The following is an 18,212-nucleotide window of genomic DNA, read 5'->3' as shown; positions in this document are numbered from 1 at the left end:
CATCCAAGTCATCGATATCAGTCGTAGGCGATGTGCCCCACGGTCTACAGGTGGTAGGGTTTGTACAGGATGCACAGTGGGAGGATACGCATGACGCTGCAGCGGGCAGTTCAGGTAACTGGAGTGGTAGTGATGGCGCTCGCACTGCTGGGGTGTGGCAGTGATGGCGATACCGAGAACGGCGAGCCTGCCGCCGACGAGCAGCAAAGCGTGGAGGTCCCCAGCGAGGCGGAGGAGCGCGAGGAAGCCCCCCAGGTGGAGGCGATCACGGTGGTGATCGAGACCGATGCGCGTCTCGACAATCGCCGCCAGATGCAGGTCAGTGGTACCACCAATCTTCCCGAGAGGGCTCAGCTTCAGGTCGTGGTGGAGCGCGAATCGAGCCGTGTGCGCTGGCGCTCCAATGTCAATGTCGACGCTGAGGGTGACTTCGAGGCCGGCCCGTTTGGCCCTGGTAGTGGTCTTCCCGACGGCTTGTATCTGATCGAGGTCACCATGCCGCCAGCCAATGTGCAGCCCTTGGCGGTGCGCGAGCGCATCGGTGAGCGCGGCGAGCATCTCACGGGGGAGTTAGTCCAAGAAGCCAATCACGGCCTGGGTAATGAGGTGCGCTATCGCTCGCAGGTCGAACTGGGCGATCAGCGCAGCATTCGCTATATCGACGGTAGTTAATCGCCGGTTAGCGCGTTGTTCCGGCGCTCTGGATTAGGCTTCGCCTAGCCGCCAGCGCGCCTGAACCTTGCCATACAGGCGCAGGCTGGCATCGGCAGTGGCTGCCTCACCCAAGGACTGGCCGCTGCGCAGCATCAGCAGCTCACCGGTGGGGCCCTGTTGCAACTGGCGTATCATTAGCCGCTGTTGATGCTCGATAAGATACAGGCCCGGACGCTGAAACGTCGCCAGCGGGGCGATGGCGGCCAGGTCGCCAACCTCCAGGAAGTCGATCTTCTCGCCAACGCCGGGCGTGACCAGATAGCACTCCGCACTCAGGTGTGCGTCGTCGAGCATGCTGGCCGGAAGGCTGACGTGTTGGCGTGGATGTGGCTCCCATGGGGCTGGTGGGGTGGCCGTGAGTGTGAATATCTGTGCCGTTTCGGGTGCGCGTTCGCTGAGCAGTTCGTCCAGCGGGCAGCCGAAGGCGTTGGCCAAGGCGACCAGACGCTCATGGCCGATCTGCTTGATGGCACCCGACTCCCAGTAAGAGATGGTGACATCGGACACGCCGACCAGTCTCGCCAGCGCGGCCTTGTTCAGGCCGGCCTCGAGTCGTAGTTGCTTTATTCTGGGCCCGAGAGCTTGCATACCGGTATCCATCGCTGATTGGCCAATGATGCTCAGCCAAGCGCTGGCTGCGGGCAACGCAGCCTAGTCAACGTTGCAGCAACGCTTGGTTATCTTGTTGACCACAATACCAGTGAGCGAATTCCTCGGCGGGCAGTGGCTTCGAGAAATAATACCCCTGTGCGACCTCGCAGCCCATCCTGGCGAGCATCGCGGCCTGCTCGCCGCTTTCGACACCCTCTGCCACTACCTTGCAGTTGAAGCCGTGGGCCATGGCGATAACGGTGGCCGCCAGGTTGCGGTCCTCGGCACTGCTCTCCAGATCATTGACGAAGGCGCGATCGATCTTGAGCATAGCCACCGGCAGTGTCTTGAGGTAGGCGAGTGATGAATAGCCGGTGCCGAAGTCGTCGATGGCGACCTTGACGCCGGCGCTGGCCAGCCGAATGAGCAGGCGTCTGGCCAGGCCGACGTCGAGCATCAGGCCGGACTCGGTAACTTCCAGGCTGAGCCGGCGGGTGGGCAGCTCCAATCGCTCGAAGCGGGACAGCAGGCGTTCGGCAAAGTCGCGTCGGCCAAGCTGTCGTGCGGCAATGTTGACGGCGATCTCGAAGTCATCCTCGGCGCCGGGCAGGCGCTGCCAGGCCACGGCCTGGCGCATGGCCTCGTCGATCACCCAGTCGCCGATGGCGAGGATGTCGCCGCTGGCCTCGGCCAGCGGAATGAATTCTGCCGGGGAGATTGGGCCCAGCTCGGGGTGCTGCCAGCGCAGCAGCGCCTCGACGCCGACCGTTCGGCCGCTGGCGAGGTCGATCTTGGGTTGATAGACCAGCTGCAGCTCGCCGCGCTGCGCGGCGCCTTTTAGCGCTTGCTGCAGGCGCAGGCGCTGCAGCTGGGAGCTCTCCAGCGCCGGACTGTGGCAGCGTACCCGCGGGCCGGGTGAATTGGGCAGTGCCAGTGCGGCCATGTGCACCAGACGCTCGGGGTCGGTGATTCGCTGAGGGGAGTAGCTGATGCCGATACGCGCCACCACCCTCAACAGCAGTTCGTCGAGGGGAAGGTCGGCATCGAGCAGTGCCAGCAGGCGCCTGGCCAGGCCATTCAACGCGGCTTCCGAGGATGGGGCCTGGTCGATGACCAACAGTTCGCTGCCACCCCACAGGCCGATGTGCTGGTGACTGGCGAGTAGGGCCTTCAGGCGTCGTCCCACTTGGCGCAGGAAGGCCTCCGACTTGGCGTAGCCGTGCAGGCGAATGATGTCGTCGAGCCCGTCGAGGCTGATGAACAGCAGCCCCACCGAGTGGTGGGCAATGGCGCTATCGCGCAGTACCTGCAGCAGGCCGCGGCGGTTGGGCAGCTGGGTGATGGGGTCGGTGCGCGACTGCAGCTCGATGGCCTGGGTGCGCTTGGCGACCAGGCGTTCGAGGGCTTCGGCCTGCTTGTCGCGCACTTCATAGCGGTGTTGCACGGAGAGAATGTTGCGAATCCGCTGCAGTACCTCGTCATGCTGGAAGGGCTTGGTCAGGAAGTCGCGCGCGCCGAGGTTCAGCGCACGGTAGCGTGTTTCGTGGTCGACCTGGGCGGTCAGCACGATTATCGCTGGGGCGTGATCACCATAGGTCTGGTGTAGCTGCTCGATCAGCGTATGGCCATTGAGGTAGGGCATGCGGATATCGAGCAGGATCAGGTCGGGCTTGCAGGTCTCGCAGCTGGCCAGTACCTGGCGTGGGTCGCTGATTCCCTCGAGGTTGTCGAAGCCGTGGTCGTCGAGCAGGTCGAGCAGCATTTCGACGTTGATGGGGTTGTCGTCGACGACCAGCAGGCGCTTGCTTTCTACGTTCACGATTCGGCTATTCCTGGTGCTTTCCGGCGGCGAGCTGGCGTGCGATTTCAGCGCTGAGCTGCTCGAGATCGAGGGGCTTGGTCAAATAGGCGGCGAACCCGGCGCGCAGGGCGCGGCGCATGTCCGATGCCTGGTCGTTGGCCGAGACCGCCACTGCCGGGATACCGCGGGTCGAGGCATGGCACTGCAGCAGCCGATAGGCCTCGAGGCCGTTCATGCCCGGCAGGTCGATGTCCATCAGGATCAGCGCGGGAGGCCGGCTGCGCGTCATCTCGAGGCCGATCTCGGCAGACGCCGCGGTAACCAGTTCGAGATCGGGCTGATCGTGGAAGACATCCGCCATCAGCCGCTGGCTGGCCGGGTTGTCCTCGATATGCAGAATCCGTCGGCGGGGCCGGTCGGGAGGGATGGCGGGGGCGGCATCCCGGGGAGCGCCGCTGGCCTGATACGCGCGGCTGACCGGCAGCTCGAACCAGAAGCGGCTGCCCTGCCCAAGCTCGCTATCGACGCCTAGTGTGCCTGCCATGCGTTCGACCAGCTCCTTGGTCAAGGCCAGGCCGATACCGGTACCCTCGATGACGGAATCCTCTGCTTCGAGGCGGTTGAAGGGCTCGAACAGTTCGTTCTGACGCTCGGGAGCCACGCCGAACCCGGTATCGCTGACCACCACGCGGATGCACTCGCCGCGCGGCTCACTGTGCACATGGACCCAGCCGCCCGGATGGTTGTACTTGATAGCATTGGACAGCAGGTTGAGCAGCACCTGTTTGACGCGAGTGTAGTCGGCATGCACCGCAGCGGTGCTGCCGGAAGCGGTCTTGCCTAGGGTGATGCCGGCGGCCTCGGCGGAGGCGTCGAGCGTCTCGGTGGCATCCTGGATAACGTCGTCGAGCAGGATCTCTTCCAGCGACAGGTGCAGATGGCCAGCCTCGATCTTGGCCAGATCGAGGACCTCGTTGATCAGGCTGAGCAAGTGGCTGCCACTCTTCTGGATCTGCTGGACCTGGCGCAGCTGACGCTCGTTGAGCGGCGATTTGCGGCCGTTGGCGAGCAGCTGGGCGAAGCCGATGATGGCATTCAACGGGGTGCGCAGCTCATGGCTCATCGACGACAGGAAGTCGCTCTTGGCGCGGTTGGCTTGCTCGGCCTGATCACGGGCCTCGGAGAGTTCCCGGGTATGGCGGTAGAGGTTGATCAGCAGCGAGCAGGTGGCAGTAAAGGGCTGCAGCCACTCCATGGTGCGCTGGTCGTAATCGTTGCGTCCGTTGGCAATCGCGTACATGCCGATTACCTTGTCATCTTCGAGAATCGGCACGCCGAGATATCTGTATAGCGGCGGGTGGCCGGGAGGGAAGTCACCGCGATGCGGTTGCTGGGGCAGATCGTTGGCGAGCACGGTCTCGCCGTGGGCGAAGACGCGACCGAGCAAGCTGTCGGGGTTGGTCAGCAGCATGTCGCCGGAGCGTAGCTCTTCTATCGGGAGCCGCGATTCGTCGCGCTGCGACAGGTTGGCGATGGTATGGATCTTCAGCGCCGGTGCTTGATGCTTCGGCAGTACTTCGCCGATCAGCGCGTAATCGCTGTCGGTCAGCTCACGCAGCGCCTCTATCAGAAAGGTCCACAGACGATCGCCGGAGATCAGCGCTTGGTAGTCGGTAATACCCTGATGGAGGATCTTGAGCAGCGCGGCCTGACGGTGGGGCTCGGTAATGTCGTGGGCGACGCTGACCACCCCGCTGGGTTGACCCTGATCATCGTGTAGCGGTGACTTGGTGATCCTGAAGCGGCGGCCATTGATCGGTGGCAGGACGACCCGCTGGTTGGCGTTCTCTGCCAGCACCCTGGCATCGGCACTGCGCAGGGTTTCCACCACTGCCGTTGGCAGGTAGTCGGCAATCTCGAAATCGCCGCGCTGCTCGGGAGTCATCGACTCCACCAGTGAGAGGTAGTCGTCGGCGGTGATGCCCAGCAGCTGGTAACAGGCCTGGTTGGCGATCAGATAGCGTCCATCGCTGTCGCGGGCATAGATGGGGTCGCGACTGCCCTGCAGGATCGAGCTCAGCAGCCCCGAGAGCTTCTGGCTGCGGCGCCGCTCCTCGTGCTCCTGCTGGCGCAGGACATGTAGCCGCAGCAGCTCCTCGGCCTGGGATGCGAGGCGAGCCAGGCGGCGCTGCTGGGTGATGTCCAGGCCGCGTGGCCGGGTGTCGATCAGGCACAGGGTACCCACTGCATGGCCGTCGATGGGGCGTAGCGGAAAGCCGGCATAGAAACGAATGAAAGGGGCGCCGGTGACCAGCGGGTTATCGGCGAAATCGGGATGCTCGAAGGTGTCTTCGACGATCAGTGGCGCGTTGGCCGCTACCGCATGGCCGCAGAACGAGATGTCGCGGGGTGTTTCCTGGCTGCCAAGCCCGGTGCACGACTTGAACCACTGGCGCCGCTCATCGACCAGCGAAACCAGCGCGAACGGCACATTGAACAGGTCGCGTGCCAGGTCGGTGAGGCTGTCGAACCCTTCGTCTGCCGGGGTGTCGAGCAGCGCAAGTGAGTGCAGGGCAGCGAGCCGCAGCGCTTCGTCTTCGGGATATTCTGGCGGGCGCATGGGCTCTCCTGTCGACTCTCCCGGCCGGCCGAGGCGGACCGGCCGCCGAGTCATGCGGCGTCATGGAATATATCGACAGTTTACCGTGATTCTTTATCCCCTAGACGCGCCTCGTTCAGCCCTTGACCGCGCCGGCGGTCATGCCGGAGACAATATAGCGATTGGCGAGCAGGGCGAAGATGATCACCGGCAGCACGATCAGGCTGGCGTAGGCGGCAATCACCCCGTACTGGGCACCTGCCTCGACGCCGCCCATGAAGCGCGTGATCCCCACGGTCAGCGGCTGGGCATCGCTGCCGGCCAGGAACAGTGCGAACAGGTACTCGTTCCACGACATGATGAACACCAGGATCGCCAGGGCGTTGAGACCGGGCCTCACCACCGGCAGTGAAATGCTCCAGAACAGTTTCCAGGGGCCACAGCCGTCGACGATGGCGGCTTCCTCCATCTCCTTGGGGACGTTCTCGAAGAACCCCACCATCATCCACACCGCGAAGGGGATGTGGATCGCCAGGTGCGCCAGCAGCAGGCCAACGCGCGACCCGCTCAGGCCGATATCGACGAAGATCAGGAACAGCGGCAGCGCCAGCACCACATGGGGCAGGAAGCGCATCGCCAGTACCGCGAAGGAGAGGGCGCCACGCACCCGCGGCCGCAGCTTGTTGAGGCCATAGGCCATGGGCACGCAGACCACCACCGAGATGATCACCGCGGCGACCGAAATGATCAGGCTGTTACGGAAGTAGAACCAGAAGTCGCCGGCACTGAAGGCCGTGGCGAAGTTGTTGAGCGTAAAGTCGCGCAGGGTCAGCAATGCCAGCGGCGAGCGGAACATGGCGGTTTCGTTGAAGGCCGCGGCCAGCAGGATCACCGGTGGCAGCAGCGCGATGATCAGCCATAGCGTAAGGCCCGCGTACTGCCCGCCCAGCAATAGCCGGCCCTTCTGACGATGGTTCATGAGCTGGCCTCCTTATTGACCTTGTAGACCTTGATGTAGAGCCAGGCGACTACGGCCATGATCATGAACATGGTGAAAGCAATGGTGTTGGCCATGCCCATGTCCTGGTTGGCGATGCCACGGTTGTAGGCGAGGATGCTCATCACCGTGGTCGAGCGCCCAGGGCCGCCGCCGGTCATGGTGAACACCATGTCGAATTCGCGGAAGGCACTGGTCATGATGATGATCGACACGAACAGGATGTGGGCGCGGATCATCGGCAACACCACGTACCACAGGGTCTGGAAGGGGCCGGCACCGTCGACTCGTGCGGCCTCATAGGTCTCGTCGGGAATGGTGGTCAGGGCGGCATAAAGCACCAGGATCGCCATCGGCGTCAGGTGCCAGGCGTTGGTCAGGGCCGTGGCAAAAAGCGCCGTTGAACGGTCGGTCAACCAATAGGGGCCGGAGACACCGAAGAACCCCAGCACCTGATTGATTACCCCGAAGTCGGGCTCCCACATAAATAGCCGCCAGGTGATGCCGACGATCACCGGCGTCATCACGAACGGCATCAGGAATAGCGCCATCCAGCCCGCCTTGAAGCGGATCTTCTTGCCGCTGAGCAGGAAGGCTACCAGCAGCCCTACGACCAGGCAGCCCAGGGTGTTGGCCACGGTGAAGATGGCGGTAACGCGCACCGAGTTGATGAACAGCGGATCGTTGATGGCATAGAGGTAGTTCTCCAGGCCCACGAACCATTGGTTACCGAAGTCGTAGAGGAAAACGTCATGGAGGCTGAAGCGGAAGGCGATAGCCAGCGGGAAGGCGACGATCAGCAGCATCGCGATCAGGCCGGGCAGCACGAAATACCAGCCTCGCGTGTAGCGATTGAGGCTACTGTTTTGCATCGGAAATACCTCGGAAGGTCACGGGATCTGCGGGCAATGGGCCAGCCGGGCAGCGCCGGCTGGCATTGGGCCTCTTATCTCTCGAGGTAGCCGGCACGCTGGAAGGTGCGCTCCATGTTCCTGACCCAACGGTCCTGGGCCTGCTCAGGGGTCATGTCACCGCTCAGGACATCGGTGGCGAAATCCACGGTGCCCTGCCACATGACGGTACCGTACTCGGGAATGCCCTGGCGCACGAAGACCTGCTCGAGGACCTGCTCGTAGGCTGGCAGGAAGCGCTCGTAGTGGTCCTCGAGGCCGCGCAGCTCCTCGCTGGAGAAGTGCGCCTCACGGGAGAACTGCTGGGTACGCTCGCCCCACTCGATCTCGTTGTCCTGCAGCATCCACTTGAGGAACTTGAAGGCCTCTTCCGAGTTCGGCGTATCGAAGATGAACACACCGCCACCGCCGAGGAAGGGCACGCCCTGCTCATAGTCCTTGAGATTGCCTTCGAAGGCCGGGAGCGGTTGATACAGGACGTTGCCGGCAGCGACGCCGCTGGCATCTTCCACGGTGCCCAGTCCCTGGGGCCACATGGTGGCCATGGCCAGGCGGCCGTCGCGGAAGTAGCTGAGGCCTTCGAGGAAGTCCCAGTTGCGCGCGGCCGGCGGGGCGACATCGTTGGCCAAGTCGACGAACAGCTCGGCAGCTTCGACCAGAATCGGGTGGTCGAGATCGGTCTGATACTCCTCGTCCCAGCCCTCGAGGCCGGTGGAGTAGAGCATTACGATAAAGCTGCGCGCCACACCGCTGCCCGAACCGAGGGCGTCAGTCCAGCCATACAGGTCCTGCTCGAGCGTCTCGCCGGCAACGGTTTCGCCGGCTTCGCGGGTAAAGAACTCAGCGACCTCGTACAGCTCCTGCCAGGTGTTGGGGACTTCCAGCGCGCGACCGTACTGCTCCTCGAAGGCGGCCTGCTCGTCGGGGTGCTCGAAGAAATCCTCCCGGGCAATCAGCATCGGCGCCGCCGGGGTGGTCGGCAGGGCGATGATCTCGCCGGGACGCGCACTGCTCTCCATGTGCGAGCGGCGAATCAACTCCGGATAGGCATCGAGGTCGAAATCGTACTCCTCGATATAGGGTGTCAGATCGACGACGTGATCGCGGAAGCTGCCGAACCAGCCAGGGCTGTGATAGCCCATGTCCCAGCGACCGGTACCGCCGATGGCTTCGATCGACATGCGGTCACGCAGCTGATCGGGCGGCAGGATCTCGCCTTCGATGCGTACTCCGGTCTGGCGCTCATATTCGGGAGCGAAGTGGTCGATGACGGCATCGGCCTCCTCGCCGGGGTGCAGTGCCCAGCGAATGGTGATGTCGTCGGCCACCGCTGTGGTCAGGCCTGTGGTAGCCATGGCCAAGCCGAGGCTTGTGGCGGTGAGCAGTCGTGTTGTTGTCATGGAACCTTCCCCATCACGATTGTTGTTGTACAGCATGTCGGGTTTAGCGTTTGGCCCGAATACTCGTGCGATATTCAGAAGCGCTATGGCGTTGGCGCAGGTCACTTAACCAGGCGCCTATCCATAAACATAGTGGATTTGCAGAATCGTGTCATCAAGCGTTATTAATACGCTATGGTGGGAGTGACGGGGAGGCAGTCGCGCATAGGTATGGGCACCGGAAGCAGCCTGCATCTCAATATTGAAAAGCTTTGAAAACAATGGGTTGATAAGGTGGTTGAGGATGAATGAGGCCTTGAATGGGCCCGGCTAATAAGGAACTCGAGACAGCTGGCGACGGTCAAGTGTTAGACCAATGTCTAGTTATGCAGCCGGCGTCGAGATCTTCTGGTCGAGAAAAATTCATTAAATAGACTAAAGTGGGATATAACAATCATGGCTAACATTAAGCTGCACAATATCCAGAAGCGCTTCGGCAATGAAGAGGTCATTCACGGCGTGAACATCGAGATCAACGATGGGGAATTCGTCATCCTCGTCGGCCCTTCTGGTTGTGGCAAGTCGACCCTGCTGCGAATGATTGCCGGCCTCGAATCGATCAGCGGCGGCGATGTGCAGATCGGCGACACGGTGGTCAACGACATGCCGCCCAAGGCTCGCGATATCGCCATGGTCTTCCAGAGCTATGCCCTCTACCCGCACATGACCGTGGCCGAGAACATGGGCTTTGCGCTCAAGCTGTCCAAGATCCCCAAGGCACAGATCGAGGAGAAAGTGCAGGCGGCGGCCGATATTCTCAATCTCGGTCCGTTGCTGAAACGCTACCCGCGTGAACTCTCCGGCGGCCAGCGCCAGCGGGTTGCCATGGGGCGCGCCATTGTCCGTGATCCCCAGGTCTTCCTGTTCGATGAGCCACTCTCCAACCTCGACGCCAAGCTGCGTGTCTCCATGCGCACAGAAATCAAGGCGCTCCACCAGCGTCTCAAGACCACCACCGTCTACGTTACCCACGACCAGATCGAAGCGATGACCATGGCCGACCGTATCGTCGTTCTGCACCAAGGCTATGTGCAGCAGATGGGCACCCCGCTGGAGCTCTACGACCGACCTGCCAATCTCTTCGTGGCGAGCTTCATGGGGAGCCCGGGGATGAATCTGATCCATGGCTGGCCACGTGACCACGGCCAGTTCGAGGTGCGCGGTGGCGGTCACATGCCGCTGGGCGAGCTGGATGTCTCGACGCACCCGGGAGAAACCATCTACGGCATTCGCCCCGAGGACATCACCCTGGCCGATGAGGGCGTCCCCGTTGAGGTGATCTCCGTGGAGCCCACCGGCGCCGAGATCCACGTGGTGGCCCGGCTCGGTGATCAGAACGTCACCGTGGTGTTCCGCGAGCGGCACGATGTGCACCCGGGCGAGACCATCCATCTGGCGGTGGACCTCACCAAGGTCCATCTCTTCGCTGCCGATAGCGGCGAGCGCATTGCCTGGCACCCTACCTCGCAGGTGGCCTGAAGCCGTTCAGTCGCCCTGCTGAGGAGATTCGCGCGGTATTCGAGCAAGCGGCCCGGCCGTGCGATATGTGCAAGCCTTCACTAATGCCCGTACGCGCGAGCGACGAGCGGTGCTGTCCTCGCAGCTGTACGAGGTATCCGGCAATCGCCTGGCGTCGTTACTCAGCGTCTCAGGCGTTCCAGATCCTGGCGGTCGGGTAGCGCGGCATAGGCGCCAGGACGCGTCACCGCATGGGCGCCGCAGTGGCACGCTACCTCCAGATAGCCGGTAAGCCGCGCTGCGTCGTGCCACCAGTCGTCGCCCGCTGTCTCGGCGAGCATCGCCAGCAGGCCGCCGATGAAGGCGTCGCCGCCGGCGGTGGTATCCACTGCCTGAACGCTGGGTGGCGTTACCTCGAGGTGCTGACCGGCGCAGAATGCCTCGACCTTGCCAGGGCCATCGGTGATCACCGCCAGCCTAACCCCGCGGGCCAGGCGCTCATTGATCCAGGCGTCGGCGGGGTGGTCGGCACGCAGGTAGTCGAGCTCGTCGCGTGACAGCTTGATCAACTGGGCGCGGTCGAGCAGTTCGGTCACCAGGCTGATGTCGGCACTGCCCGCGTCCCACAGATTGTGACGCAAATTGGCGTCGACGCTGACCAGCGAACCGGACTTGGCCGCCATCTCGGCCATGGCCAGGGTGGTGTCGGCGATCTCGGGCTCGGTGAGGCTATTGGTGCAGAAGTGCACGATGGCCGGCTCGGCGAAGATCCCCGCCGGCAGGTGTTCGAGGCGGTAGAGCAGATCGGCGGCGGGCGGGCGGTAGAAGTCGAAGGTGCGCTCTCCTGCCGCATCGCGGGAGACGAAGGCCAGCGCCGTACGCGCCTGGCGGGTGCGCACCACGCCGCTGGTATCGACGTCATGGGCGGCGAGCTCGGCGGCCAGGAAGTCGCCGAAGTAGTCGTCGCCGAGCATGCCCAGGAAGCGGCTGGGCACGCCAAGCCGCGCGCAGGCCACTGCAACATTGGCCGGGGCGCCGCCGGCGTAGGGGGTGAAGGTCTCGGCGGCGCCGTCCCCGGCGTCACCGAGGCGGCTGGAGAGCATGTCGACGAGGGCTTCGCCGAAGGCGATGACCGGCATCATGAGGAGGTCTCCTGCTTGCCACCCTTGCCTTTGGTCTTGGCCTTGGCCTTGTCGTTGGCGGAGGTGGCGTGATGGGGAAAATGGTCGCGCACCAGTTGCAGCAGCCCCTGGGTCGAGGCGTCGAAGTCGCTGGCGTTGGTGTCGATGCGTTCGCTGATCTCGCCGGCGATACGCTTGCCGAGCTGCACACCCCACTGGTCGAAGGAGTTGATGTTCCAGATCACGCCCTGGACAAACACCTTGTGCTCGTAGAGCGCGATCAACGCGCCGAGGTTCTTGGGCGTCAGTTCATCCAGCAGCAGGGTGCTCGACGGGCGGTTGCCGGGGCAGCTGTAGGGGTCATGCTGGCCATGCTCCTGGTTGTCGCCCTGGCTGCCCTCCATGAAGGCATTGGCCTGGGCCAGCATGTTAGTCAGCAGCGCGAAGTGGTGATCCTCGAAGCCGGGTTCGGGCTTGAGCGAGGCGATGAAGTCGATGGGCACGTAGCGAGTGCCCTGATGCAGCAGCTGGAAGAAGGCGTGCTGGCCGTTGGAACCGGTCTGGCCCCAGACGATCGGCCCGGTCTTGTAGTTGACCGGATGGCCGAAGATATCCACCGACTTGCCGTTGGACTCCATGTCGAGCTGCTGCAGGAACGACGGCAGCTGATGCAGGGCCTGGTCGTAGGGCACCACGGCCTGAGTCTCGGCACCGACGAAATTGATGTACCAGATGCCGATCAACGCCATCAGCACCGGCATGTTCTCGGCAAACGGCGCCTCGATGAAGTGGCGGTCCATCTCATGGGCGCCCTCGAGCAGCTCCATGAAACCCTCGAAGCCGATCGACAGCGCGATCGGCAGGCCGATGGAGGACCACATCGAGTAGCGCCCGCCGACCCAAGCCCAGAATTCGAAGACGTTCTCCTCGCGGATGCCGAACGCCATGGCCGCGCGGCGGTTGGTGGAGGCGGCGATGAAGTGGGCACCGACGTCGGCGTCTTCGCCGGCGTTGTCGAGGAACCAACGGCGTGCGCTCTTGGCGTTGAGCAGCGTCTCCTGGGTGGAGAAGGTCTTGGTCGAGACGATGAATAGGGTGGTGGCCGGGTCGAGGCGGCTAAGCACCTTCTGGATATGGGTGCCGTCGACGTTGGAGACGAAGTGGAAGCTGAGCTCCGGGTGGCGATACTTGAGCAGCGCCCGGCAGGCCATGTTGGGGCCGAGATCCGAACCGCCGATGCCGATATTGACCACGTCCTTGATACGCTTGCCGCTATAGCCCTTCCATTCGCCGCTGCGCACCGCCTCGGAGAAGCGCTTGATCTGCTCGCGGGTGCGCTGAATCTCAGGCATCACGTCCTCGCCGTCGACGTAGACCGGCTCGTCGCTGAGGTTGCGCAACGCGGTGTGCAGCACCGGGCGGTCTTCGGTGACGTTGATGATATCGCCGGAGAACATCTGAGCGCGGCGCTGCACCAGCGCCGAGTGGTCGGCCAGTTCGAGCAGCTTGGCGAGCACCTGATCGGAGACCTGGTGCTTGGAGTAGTCGAGAAACAGACCGCCGACGCGCAGGCTCATCTGCTCGAAGCGCTGCGGGTCGGCGCGGAAATAGTCGCGGATGCGGTCGTCACGGGTCTGCTGGTGCAGCCGCTCGAGGGCTTGCCAGATCACACTTCGGGTCAGTTGGAACATGCGTGTCTCCTGTTGTTGTAGGTGTCGTCGATAGGCGAGATCGGCGGCAATGTCAGCATTCTATGAAAAGTGAATCGTGTCATCTTTGCGCCCGCGAGCCAGCCTAGGGCGGCGAGTCGCTCAGGCGACTCGCTCGCTGCGCGCCTCCTCGAGCAGGGCATACCAGGTGCTGCGCTCGAGGGTGAGCTTGGCGCCGTCCCTGAGCTCCTCGATGCGTTCGCCGCGCAGGGTGCCGATCACTGGCACCGGTGAGCCGGGCAGGGCGCGTAGCCAGGCCAGGGCCAGGCCAGCGGCACTGGTCTCGAACTGCGGCGAGAGCCGCGACAGGCACTCACCGAGCACGTCCTCGAACACCACCCCGCCGCCCAGCGGCGACCAGGCCAGGGGCCGCAGGCCGTCGCGGATCAGGGCGTCGAACAGGCCATCGAACAGCGGCTCGGGGTGGGCCAGCGACAGCTGCAGTTGATGACAGGCCAGACGATGGCGCATGGCGCCCTGCAGGCGGCGCCACTGCTCGGGCAGGAAGTTGGAGACGCCCACTGCACCCAGCTTGCCGGCATCGATGGCGTCATCCAGGGCGGCGGCGGTAGCCTCGACCTCCATCAGCGGGTCGGGACGATGCAGCAGGAAGTGGTCGAGGCGCGCCACGCCGAGCCGCGTTAGCGAGCCATCGATGGCGGCATTGAGGTAGGCCGGCGAGCTGTCGTAGTGCTTGACGCCGTAGCTGGAGGGATCGCGGCTGGGGGTGACGATACTCGCCTTGGTGACTACCTTGACCCGCTCGGCGAGGCTCGGGCGAGCGCGCAGCGCGTCGCCGAACAGCGTCTCGGCACGGCGGTCGCCGTAGATGTCGGCGTGATCGAACCAGTCCAGGCCCTGGTCGAGGCGTGCCTCGATCCAGTCGGCCAGCCGCTCGGGGGCGTGCAGCTCCTCGCGCTCGTGCAGGCGCATCATGCCGAGCAGGAAGGGGGCATCGATCTGTGGCGCATCGCTGGCGTTCATGACTGCGGCTCCAGGCTCAGGGTGGTGCCCAGCAGATGCTGGGCGCCGGGCACCAGCCATACCGGGTCGAGGCGCGTGCAGGCGGCCTCGATGCACAGGAAGTGGCGACCGGCATCAACGGGGGTATCGTCGGGCAGGGCGGCATCGGGATGCCAGACCACGGTGGAGTCGCTGCCCTGCTTGGCGATACGCAGGCGGCGGCGGCCGTCGTCGAGCAGCACTTCGCGGTTGGAGTGGTAGATGCGATCCAGCGGCCCGCGTACGCCGAGTTCGCCCTGCTGCTCGCGTTCGGCGAAGCCGGCCAGCTTGTCCAGGTAGCGGGCGCCGGCCAGTCCCTCGACGCGGCACTGGTGAACCTCGCCGACGGCGAAGTAGCTGTGCAGGGCGGCGCTGAACTTGATCGGCGTCTCGCCGCGATGCTCGGTGATCAGCTCGACATGCAGGCGCTGGGCGTTGGCCTGGATCACTGCCCGCGGCACTAGTTGGCTATGCAGCCTGGTGGCTGGCGACAGGTGCAGCTCGACGCCGCCATCGTGCTCGTCGACGGCCTCCAGCGTCCAGTCGGCCTTGCGTGCCGGGCCGTGCATCGGCCCCGAGCGGTCCGGCGACTCGTCGGCGGTGTGCTCATCGGCAAACCACGGCCAGCACAGCGGAATCCCGCCACGAATCGCCCCGGGCAGCCTCTGGGGTGTCGGCGTTACCCATAGCCAGCCGTCCTCGTCGGTGGGGCGAGAGCCTTCAGCTGTTGCGGCGTCGGGCGAGGGTAGAAAATGTAACACCTGGGCGCCCTGCAGCGAGACGGCAAGCTCGCCCCAGGACTCGTTGGCCAGCCACACCTCGCGACCGGACCATTCGGTGCGACGCTGGCCGCGGGTAGCGTCGAGCAGCGCGCGCAGCGACTCGGGAATCATTCGACCTCCTCTGTCGAGTTACTCGACTTCTTGATTGTGCAGGGCTTCGGCGGCGCCCAGCAAGCCGGTCCACGGTGCGGTGACGACCCGCACCGGAATCTCGGCATTGTAGGGGTTCATGCGGCCCTTGTCGGCAAAGGCCTCGGCGAAGCGGCTGCGCGGCAACCAGTCGAGCAGGCGTGGAATGATTCCGCCGCACAGATAGACGCCGCCGCGCGCGCCCAGAGTCAGGGCGGCATCGCCGCACACGTCGCCGAGGATCTTGAGGAAGCGCTTGACGGTATCCGCGGCCACGGCGTCGCCCTGGTCGGCCGCCGCGGTCACCTCGGCGGCACTGCTGTAGCGCGGCGTGGCGCCCTTCAGCGAGCAGTGTGCGGCGTAGAGGTCGGCCAGCCCCTGGCCGCTCAGGATGCGCTCCACCGACACCCGGCCATAGCGATTGCGGAAATAGCGCAGCAGGTTCTGCTCGCGCTCGTCGCTGGGAGCGAAGGTCACGTGGCCGCCCTCGCCGGGCAGCGGAATCCAGGCCTGGCGTCCGGGCACCAGTCCGGCCACGCCAAGCCCGGTGCCGGGGCCGATCACCAGTCGCGCGGCCTTGGCAGCGGTGTGGCCGGGGGTGACGCTGACCAGGTCAGCGTCGCCGACATGCGGCACGCCGAGGGCCTGGGCGGTGAAGTCGTTGAGGGTCTTGAACAGCGTCAGGTCCAGCGCTGCCTGTACCTCTTGCTTGGCGAAGTCCCAGTGGTTGTTGGTCATGCGGATGCGCTCGCCGTGGACCGGGCAGGCGAATGCCAGGCACGCCTCGCGTGGCGCCAGCTCGCCTGAGTGCTCGACCCGTGCCAGGTAGTCGCGCACCGCCTCCACCAACCCCGCATAGTCGGCGCATGGCAGGCTGAGGATATGCTGGGGCTCGAAGGCGCCGGGGGTGACCAGGGCGAAGCGGGCGTTGGTCCCACCGATATCACCGATCAAGGCCGGTCGCGGCATGGCTCAGGCATCCTCTTCGTGAATCTGTTCGACCTGACGTGCCAGGTCGTCGGCCTCGAAGCCGCCGAACACCCCGGCGCCTTCCTCGGCGCGCATTGCCAGGTGACGGAAGCCACCGAACAGCTCGCGGCCGAGGCCCACGTGATAGTGATCGAGATCACCGATGCGGCGTTCGCGGTTGGCCCACTCGCCGGCGGCGAGCTTGACCTCGAGGGTGCCGGCATCGGCATCCAGGCGCACGATGTCGCCATCGCGCAGCTTGGCTAGCGGGCCGCCATCGAGGGCCTCGGGGCTCATGTGAATAGCCGCCGGCACCTTGCCCGAGGCGCCCGACATGCGGCCATCGGTGACCAGTGCCACTTTATAGCCACGGTCCTGCAGTACGCCCAGGTAGGGGGTCAGCTTGTGCAGTTCGGGCATGCCGTTGGCCTTGGGCCCCTGAAAGCGCACCACGGCGATCACGTCGCGGTCGAGTTCGCCGGCCTCGAAGGCGCCCTTGAGGTCGTTCTGATCCTCGAAGATCTTGATCGGCGCCTCGACCAGGCGATGCTCGGGCTTGACCGCGGAGATCTTGATCACGCCGCGGCCCAGGTTGCCGTCGAGCACGGTGAGCCCGCCGGTGGCGGCGAACGGCTTGGCCACCGAGGCCAGCACCTCGCTGTCGAGGCTCTGCTCGGGCCCTTCGCGCCATACCAGCTTGCCGTTCTCGAGGAAGGGCTCCTGGGTGTAGGCGCTGAGGTCGGTGCCGAACACCGTGGGAATGTCGCTATGGATCAGGCCGGCACTGAGCAGCTCACGGAACAGCAGGCTCATGCCGCCGGCGGCCTGGAAGTGATTGATATCGGCCTGGCCGTTGGGGTAGACCTGCATCAGGCTCGGCGTGACGGCGGAGAGCTCGGTGAAGTCGTTCCAGTCGATGGTGATGCCTGCCGCGGCGGCCATCGCCACCAGGTGCAGGGTGTGGTTGGTCGAGCCGCCCGAGGCCAGCAGGCCGACGATGGCGTTGACGATGGCGCGCTCGTCGATCTGCTTGTAGAACGGCCGATACTCGCCGCCGGGCTCGCTGTTGCGGATCGCCTGTTCGGTGGCGAAGCGAGTCAGCGCCTCGCGCATCTCGGTGCCGGGGTTGACGAAGGAGGTGCCCGGCAGGTGCAGGCCCATCATCTCCATCATCAGCTGGTTGGAGTTGGCGGTGCCATAGAAGGTACAGGTACCGGGGCTATGGTAGGACTCGGACTCAGCCTCGAGCAGGTCTTCGCGGCTCGCCTTGCCCTCGGCGAACAGCTGGCGCACGCGCGCCTTCTCCTTGTTGGGCAGGCCGCTGGGCATGGGGCCTGCGGGTACGAACATCGCTGGCAGGTGACCGAAGCGCGCCGCGCCGATGAACAGCCCCGGCACGATCTTGTCACATACTCCTAGGTAGAGCGCGGCGTCGAACATGTTGTGGGACAGCCCCACGGCGGTGGCCATGGCGATCACATCGCGGGAGAACAGCGATAGCTCCATGCCCGGCTGGCCCTGGGTCACGCCGTCGCACATCGCCGGTACGCCGCCGGCGAACTGGGCGGTGGAGCCCATGGCGCGTGCCGCGGTCTTGATGGTCTCGGGGAAGGTCTCGAGGGGCTGGTGGGCCGAGAGCATATCGTTGTAGGCCGAAACGATGCCCAGGTTGGCGCTGTTCATCAGCTTGAGCTGATCCTTGTCCTGGGCGCCGCAGGCGGCAAACCCGTGGGCCAGGTTGCCGCACGACAGCTCGCCGCGATGCACGCCGCGGCGATGCTGGTCGGCCATGCGCTGTTCGTAGAGGGCACGACGCTCCGCTGAGCGCTCGCGAATTCGGGTAGTGACACGGCTGACCGTGGCATTGAGGGACGGCGCTGTAGGTGCCATGAGCGACCTCGCTAGACGGTGGGTGGTGGCAATGTTGGTAAATTTAGCAAAAAAATGCCTTGAATGTCGTCATCCTTTGGGCCAAATTAGCTTTTAGACG

Annotated in this window: 14 protein-coding genes; 2 read left to right on the top strand and 12 right to left on the bottom strand. The window is 64.5% G+C overall.

The window, feature by feature from the left end; all coding sequences use genetic code 11:
- Positions 1-132 precede the first annotated feature (132 nt).
- A complete protein-coding gene (locus CK498_RS12260) occupies positions 133-672 on the top strand; it encodes a hypothetical protein (protein ID WP_095621136.1) in 540 nt (179 codons plus the stop codon).
- 33 nt (positions 673-705) lie between these two features.
- Here the strand turns inward: CK498_RS12260 and CK498_RS12255 are convergent, their stop codons facing one another.
- The 6 genes from CK498_RS12255 to CK498_RS12230 form a co-directional block, all read right to left on the bottom strand.
- The gene (locus CK498_RS12255; protein WP_095621135.1) at positions 706-1,302 is read right to left on the bottom strand and encodes a helix-turn-helix domain-containing protein; all 597 of its coding nucleotides are present in this window, start codon (positions 1,300-1,302) and stop codon (positions 706-708) included.
- Positions 1,303-1,369: 67 nt separating this feature from the next.
- Entirely contained in the window at positions 1,370-3,124 is a 1,755-nt protein-coding gene (locus CK498_RS12250) for an EAL domain-containing response regulator (RefSeq protein ID WP_095621134.1), read from the bottom strand.
- Positions 3,125-3,131: 7 nt separating this feature from the next.
- The gene (locus CK498_RS12245) at positions 3,132-5,726 is read right to left on the bottom strand and encodes a GAF domain-containing protein (RefSeq protein WP_095621133.1); all 2,595 of its coding nucleotides are present in this window, start codon (positions 5,724-5,726) and stop codon (positions 3,132-3,134) included.
- Between the two features lie 115 nt (positions 5,727-5,841).
- On the bottom strand, positions 5,842-6,684 hold the full coding sequence (locus tag CK498_RS12240) for a carbohydrate ABC transporter permease (RefSeq protein WP_095621132.1): 843 nt from the start codon (positions 6,682-6,684) through the stop codon (positions 5,842-5,844).
- A complete protein-coding gene (locus tag CK498_RS12235; RefSeq protein ID WP_095621131.1) occupies positions 6,681-7,574 on the bottom strand; it encodes a carbohydrate ABC transporter permease in 894 nt (297 codons plus the stop codon). The genes CK498_RS12240 and CK498_RS12235 overlap by 4 nt, the downstream gene beginning before the upstream one ends.
- Positions 7,575-7,648: 74 nt before the next feature.
- A complete protein-coding gene (locus tag CK498_RS12230) occupies positions 7,649-9,013 on the bottom strand; it encodes an ABC transporter substrate-binding protein (RefSeq protein WP_176475787.1) in 1,365 nt (454 codons plus the stop codon).
- A 435-nt stretch (positions 9,014-9,448) separates the two neighbouring features.
- Here CK498_RS12230 and CK498_RS12225 point away from each other — a divergent pair, with 435 nt between their 5' ends.
- The gene (locus CK498_RS12225) at positions 9,449-10,531 is read left to right on the top strand and encodes an ABC transporter ATP-binding protein (protein WP_095621129.1); all 1,083 of its coding nucleotides are present in this window, start codon (positions 9,449-9,451) and stop codon (positions 10,529-10,531) included.
- A 161-nt stretch (positions 10,532-10,692) separates the two neighbouring features.
- On the opposite strand, the gene CK498_RS12220 is transcribed toward CK498_RS12225, so the two are convergent.
- The 6 genes from CK498_RS12220 to edd all read right to left on the bottom strand — a co-directional run bounded on the left by CK498_RS12220 (position 10,693) and on the right by edd (position 18,112).
- The gene (locus CK498_RS12220; protein WP_095621128.1) at positions 10,693-11,652 is read right to left on the bottom strand and encodes a carbohydrate kinase family protein; all 960 of its coding nucleotides are present in this window, start codon (positions 11,650-11,652) and stop codon (positions 10,693-10,695) included.
- The gene (pgi, locus tag CK498_RS12215) at positions 11,649-13,322 is read right to left on the bottom strand and encodes a glucose-6-phosphate isomerase (RefSeq protein ID WP_095621127.1); all 1,674 of its coding nucleotides are present in this window, start codon (positions 13,320-13,322) and stop codon (positions 11,649-11,651) included. The genes CK498_RS12220 and pgi overlap by 4 nt, the downstream gene beginning before the upstream one ends.
- Positions 13,323-13,442: 120 nt before the next feature.
- Positions 13,443-14,324, bottom strand: coding sequence for an aldo/keto reductase (locus CK498_RS12210; protein ID WP_217987761.1), 882 nt, complete (start codon positions 14,322-14,324; stop codon positions 13,443-13,445).
- Complete coding sequence (locus CK498_RS12205) at positions 14,321-15,235, bottom strand: D-hexose-6-phosphate mutarotase (protein ID WP_095621126.1); 915 nt, start codon at positions 15,233-15,235, stop codon at positions 14,321-14,323. The genes CK498_RS12210 and CK498_RS12205 overlap by 4 nt, the downstream gene beginning before the upstream one ends.
- 18 nt (positions 15,236-15,253) lie before the next feature.
- The gene (glk, locus tag CK498_RS12200; RefSeq protein WP_095621125.1) at positions 15,254-16,222 is read right to left on the bottom strand and encodes a glucokinase; all 969 of its coding nucleotides are present in this window, start codon (positions 16,220-16,222) and stop codon (positions 15,254-15,256) included.
- A 3-nt stretch (positions 16,223-16,225) separates the two neighbouring features.
- Complete coding sequence (gene edd, locus CK498_RS12195) at positions 16,226-18,112, bottom strand: phosphogluconate dehydratase (RefSeq protein ID WP_095621124.1); 1,887 nt, start codon at positions 18,110-18,112, stop codon at positions 16,226-16,228.
- Positions 18,113-18,212 lie beyond the last annotated feature (100 nt).

It is taken from the genome of Halomonas salipaludis (genome assembly GCF_002286975.1).
Classification (GTDB): Bacteria; Pseudomonadota; Gammaproteobacteria; order Pseudomonadales; family Halomonadaceae; genus Franzmannia; species Franzmannia salipaludis.
The sequence above is the reverse complement of the archived record's forward strand: the minus strand, read 5'-3'. Positions and strand labels throughout refer to the sequence as shown.

Coding starts and splice junctions, on each gene's coding strand:
- CK498_RS12260 (WP_095621136.1), top strand. CDS start 133: ATGGCGCTCGCACTGCTGGGGTGTGGCAGTGATGGCGATACCGAGAAC.
- CK498_RS12255 (WP_095621135.1), bottom strand. CDS start 1,302: ATGCAAGCTCTCGGGCCCAGAATAAAGCAACTACGACTCGAGGCCGGC.
- CK498_RS12245 (WP_095621133.1), bottom strand. CDS start 5,726: ATGCGCCCGCCAGAATATCCCGAAGACGAAGCGCTGCGGCTCGCTGCC.
- CK498_RS12240 (WP_095621132.1), bottom strand. CDS start 6,684: ATGAACCATCGTCAGAAGGGCCGGCTATTGCTGGGCGGGCAGTACGCG.
- CK498_RS12235 (WP_095621131.1), bottom strand. CDS start 7,574: ATGCAAAACAGTAGCCTCAATCGCTACACGCGAGGCTGGTATTTCGTG.
- CK498_RS12230 (WP_176475787.1), bottom strand. CDS start 9,013: ATGACAACAACACGACTGCTCACCGCCACAAGCCTCGGCTTGGCCATG.
- CK498_RS12225 (WP_095621129.1), top strand. CDS start 9,449: ATGGCTAACATTAAGCTGCACAATATCCAGAAGCGCTTCGGCAATGAA.
- CK498_RS12220 (WP_095621128.1), bottom strand. CDS start 11,652: ATGATGCCGGTCATCGCCTTCGGCGAAGCCCTCGTCGACATGCTCTCC.
- pgi (WP_095621127.1), bottom strand. CDS start 13,322: ATGTTCCAACTGACCCGAAGTGTGATCTGGCAAGCCCTCGAGCGGCTG.
- CK498_RS12210 (WP_217987761.1), bottom strand. CDS start 14,324: ATGAACGCCAGCGATGCGCCACAGATCGATGCCCCCTTCCTGCTCGGC.
- CK498_RS12205 (WP_095621126.1), bottom strand. CDS start 15,235: ATGATTCCCGAGTCGCTGCGCGCGCTGCTCGACGCTACCCGCGGCCAG.
- glk (WP_095621125.1), bottom strand. CDS start 16,222: ATGCCGCGACCGGCCTTGATCGGTGATATCGGTGGGACCAACGCCCGC.
- edd (WP_095621124.1), bottom strand. CDS start 18,112: ATGGCACCTACAGCGCCGTCCCTCAATGCCACGGTCAGCCGTGTCACT.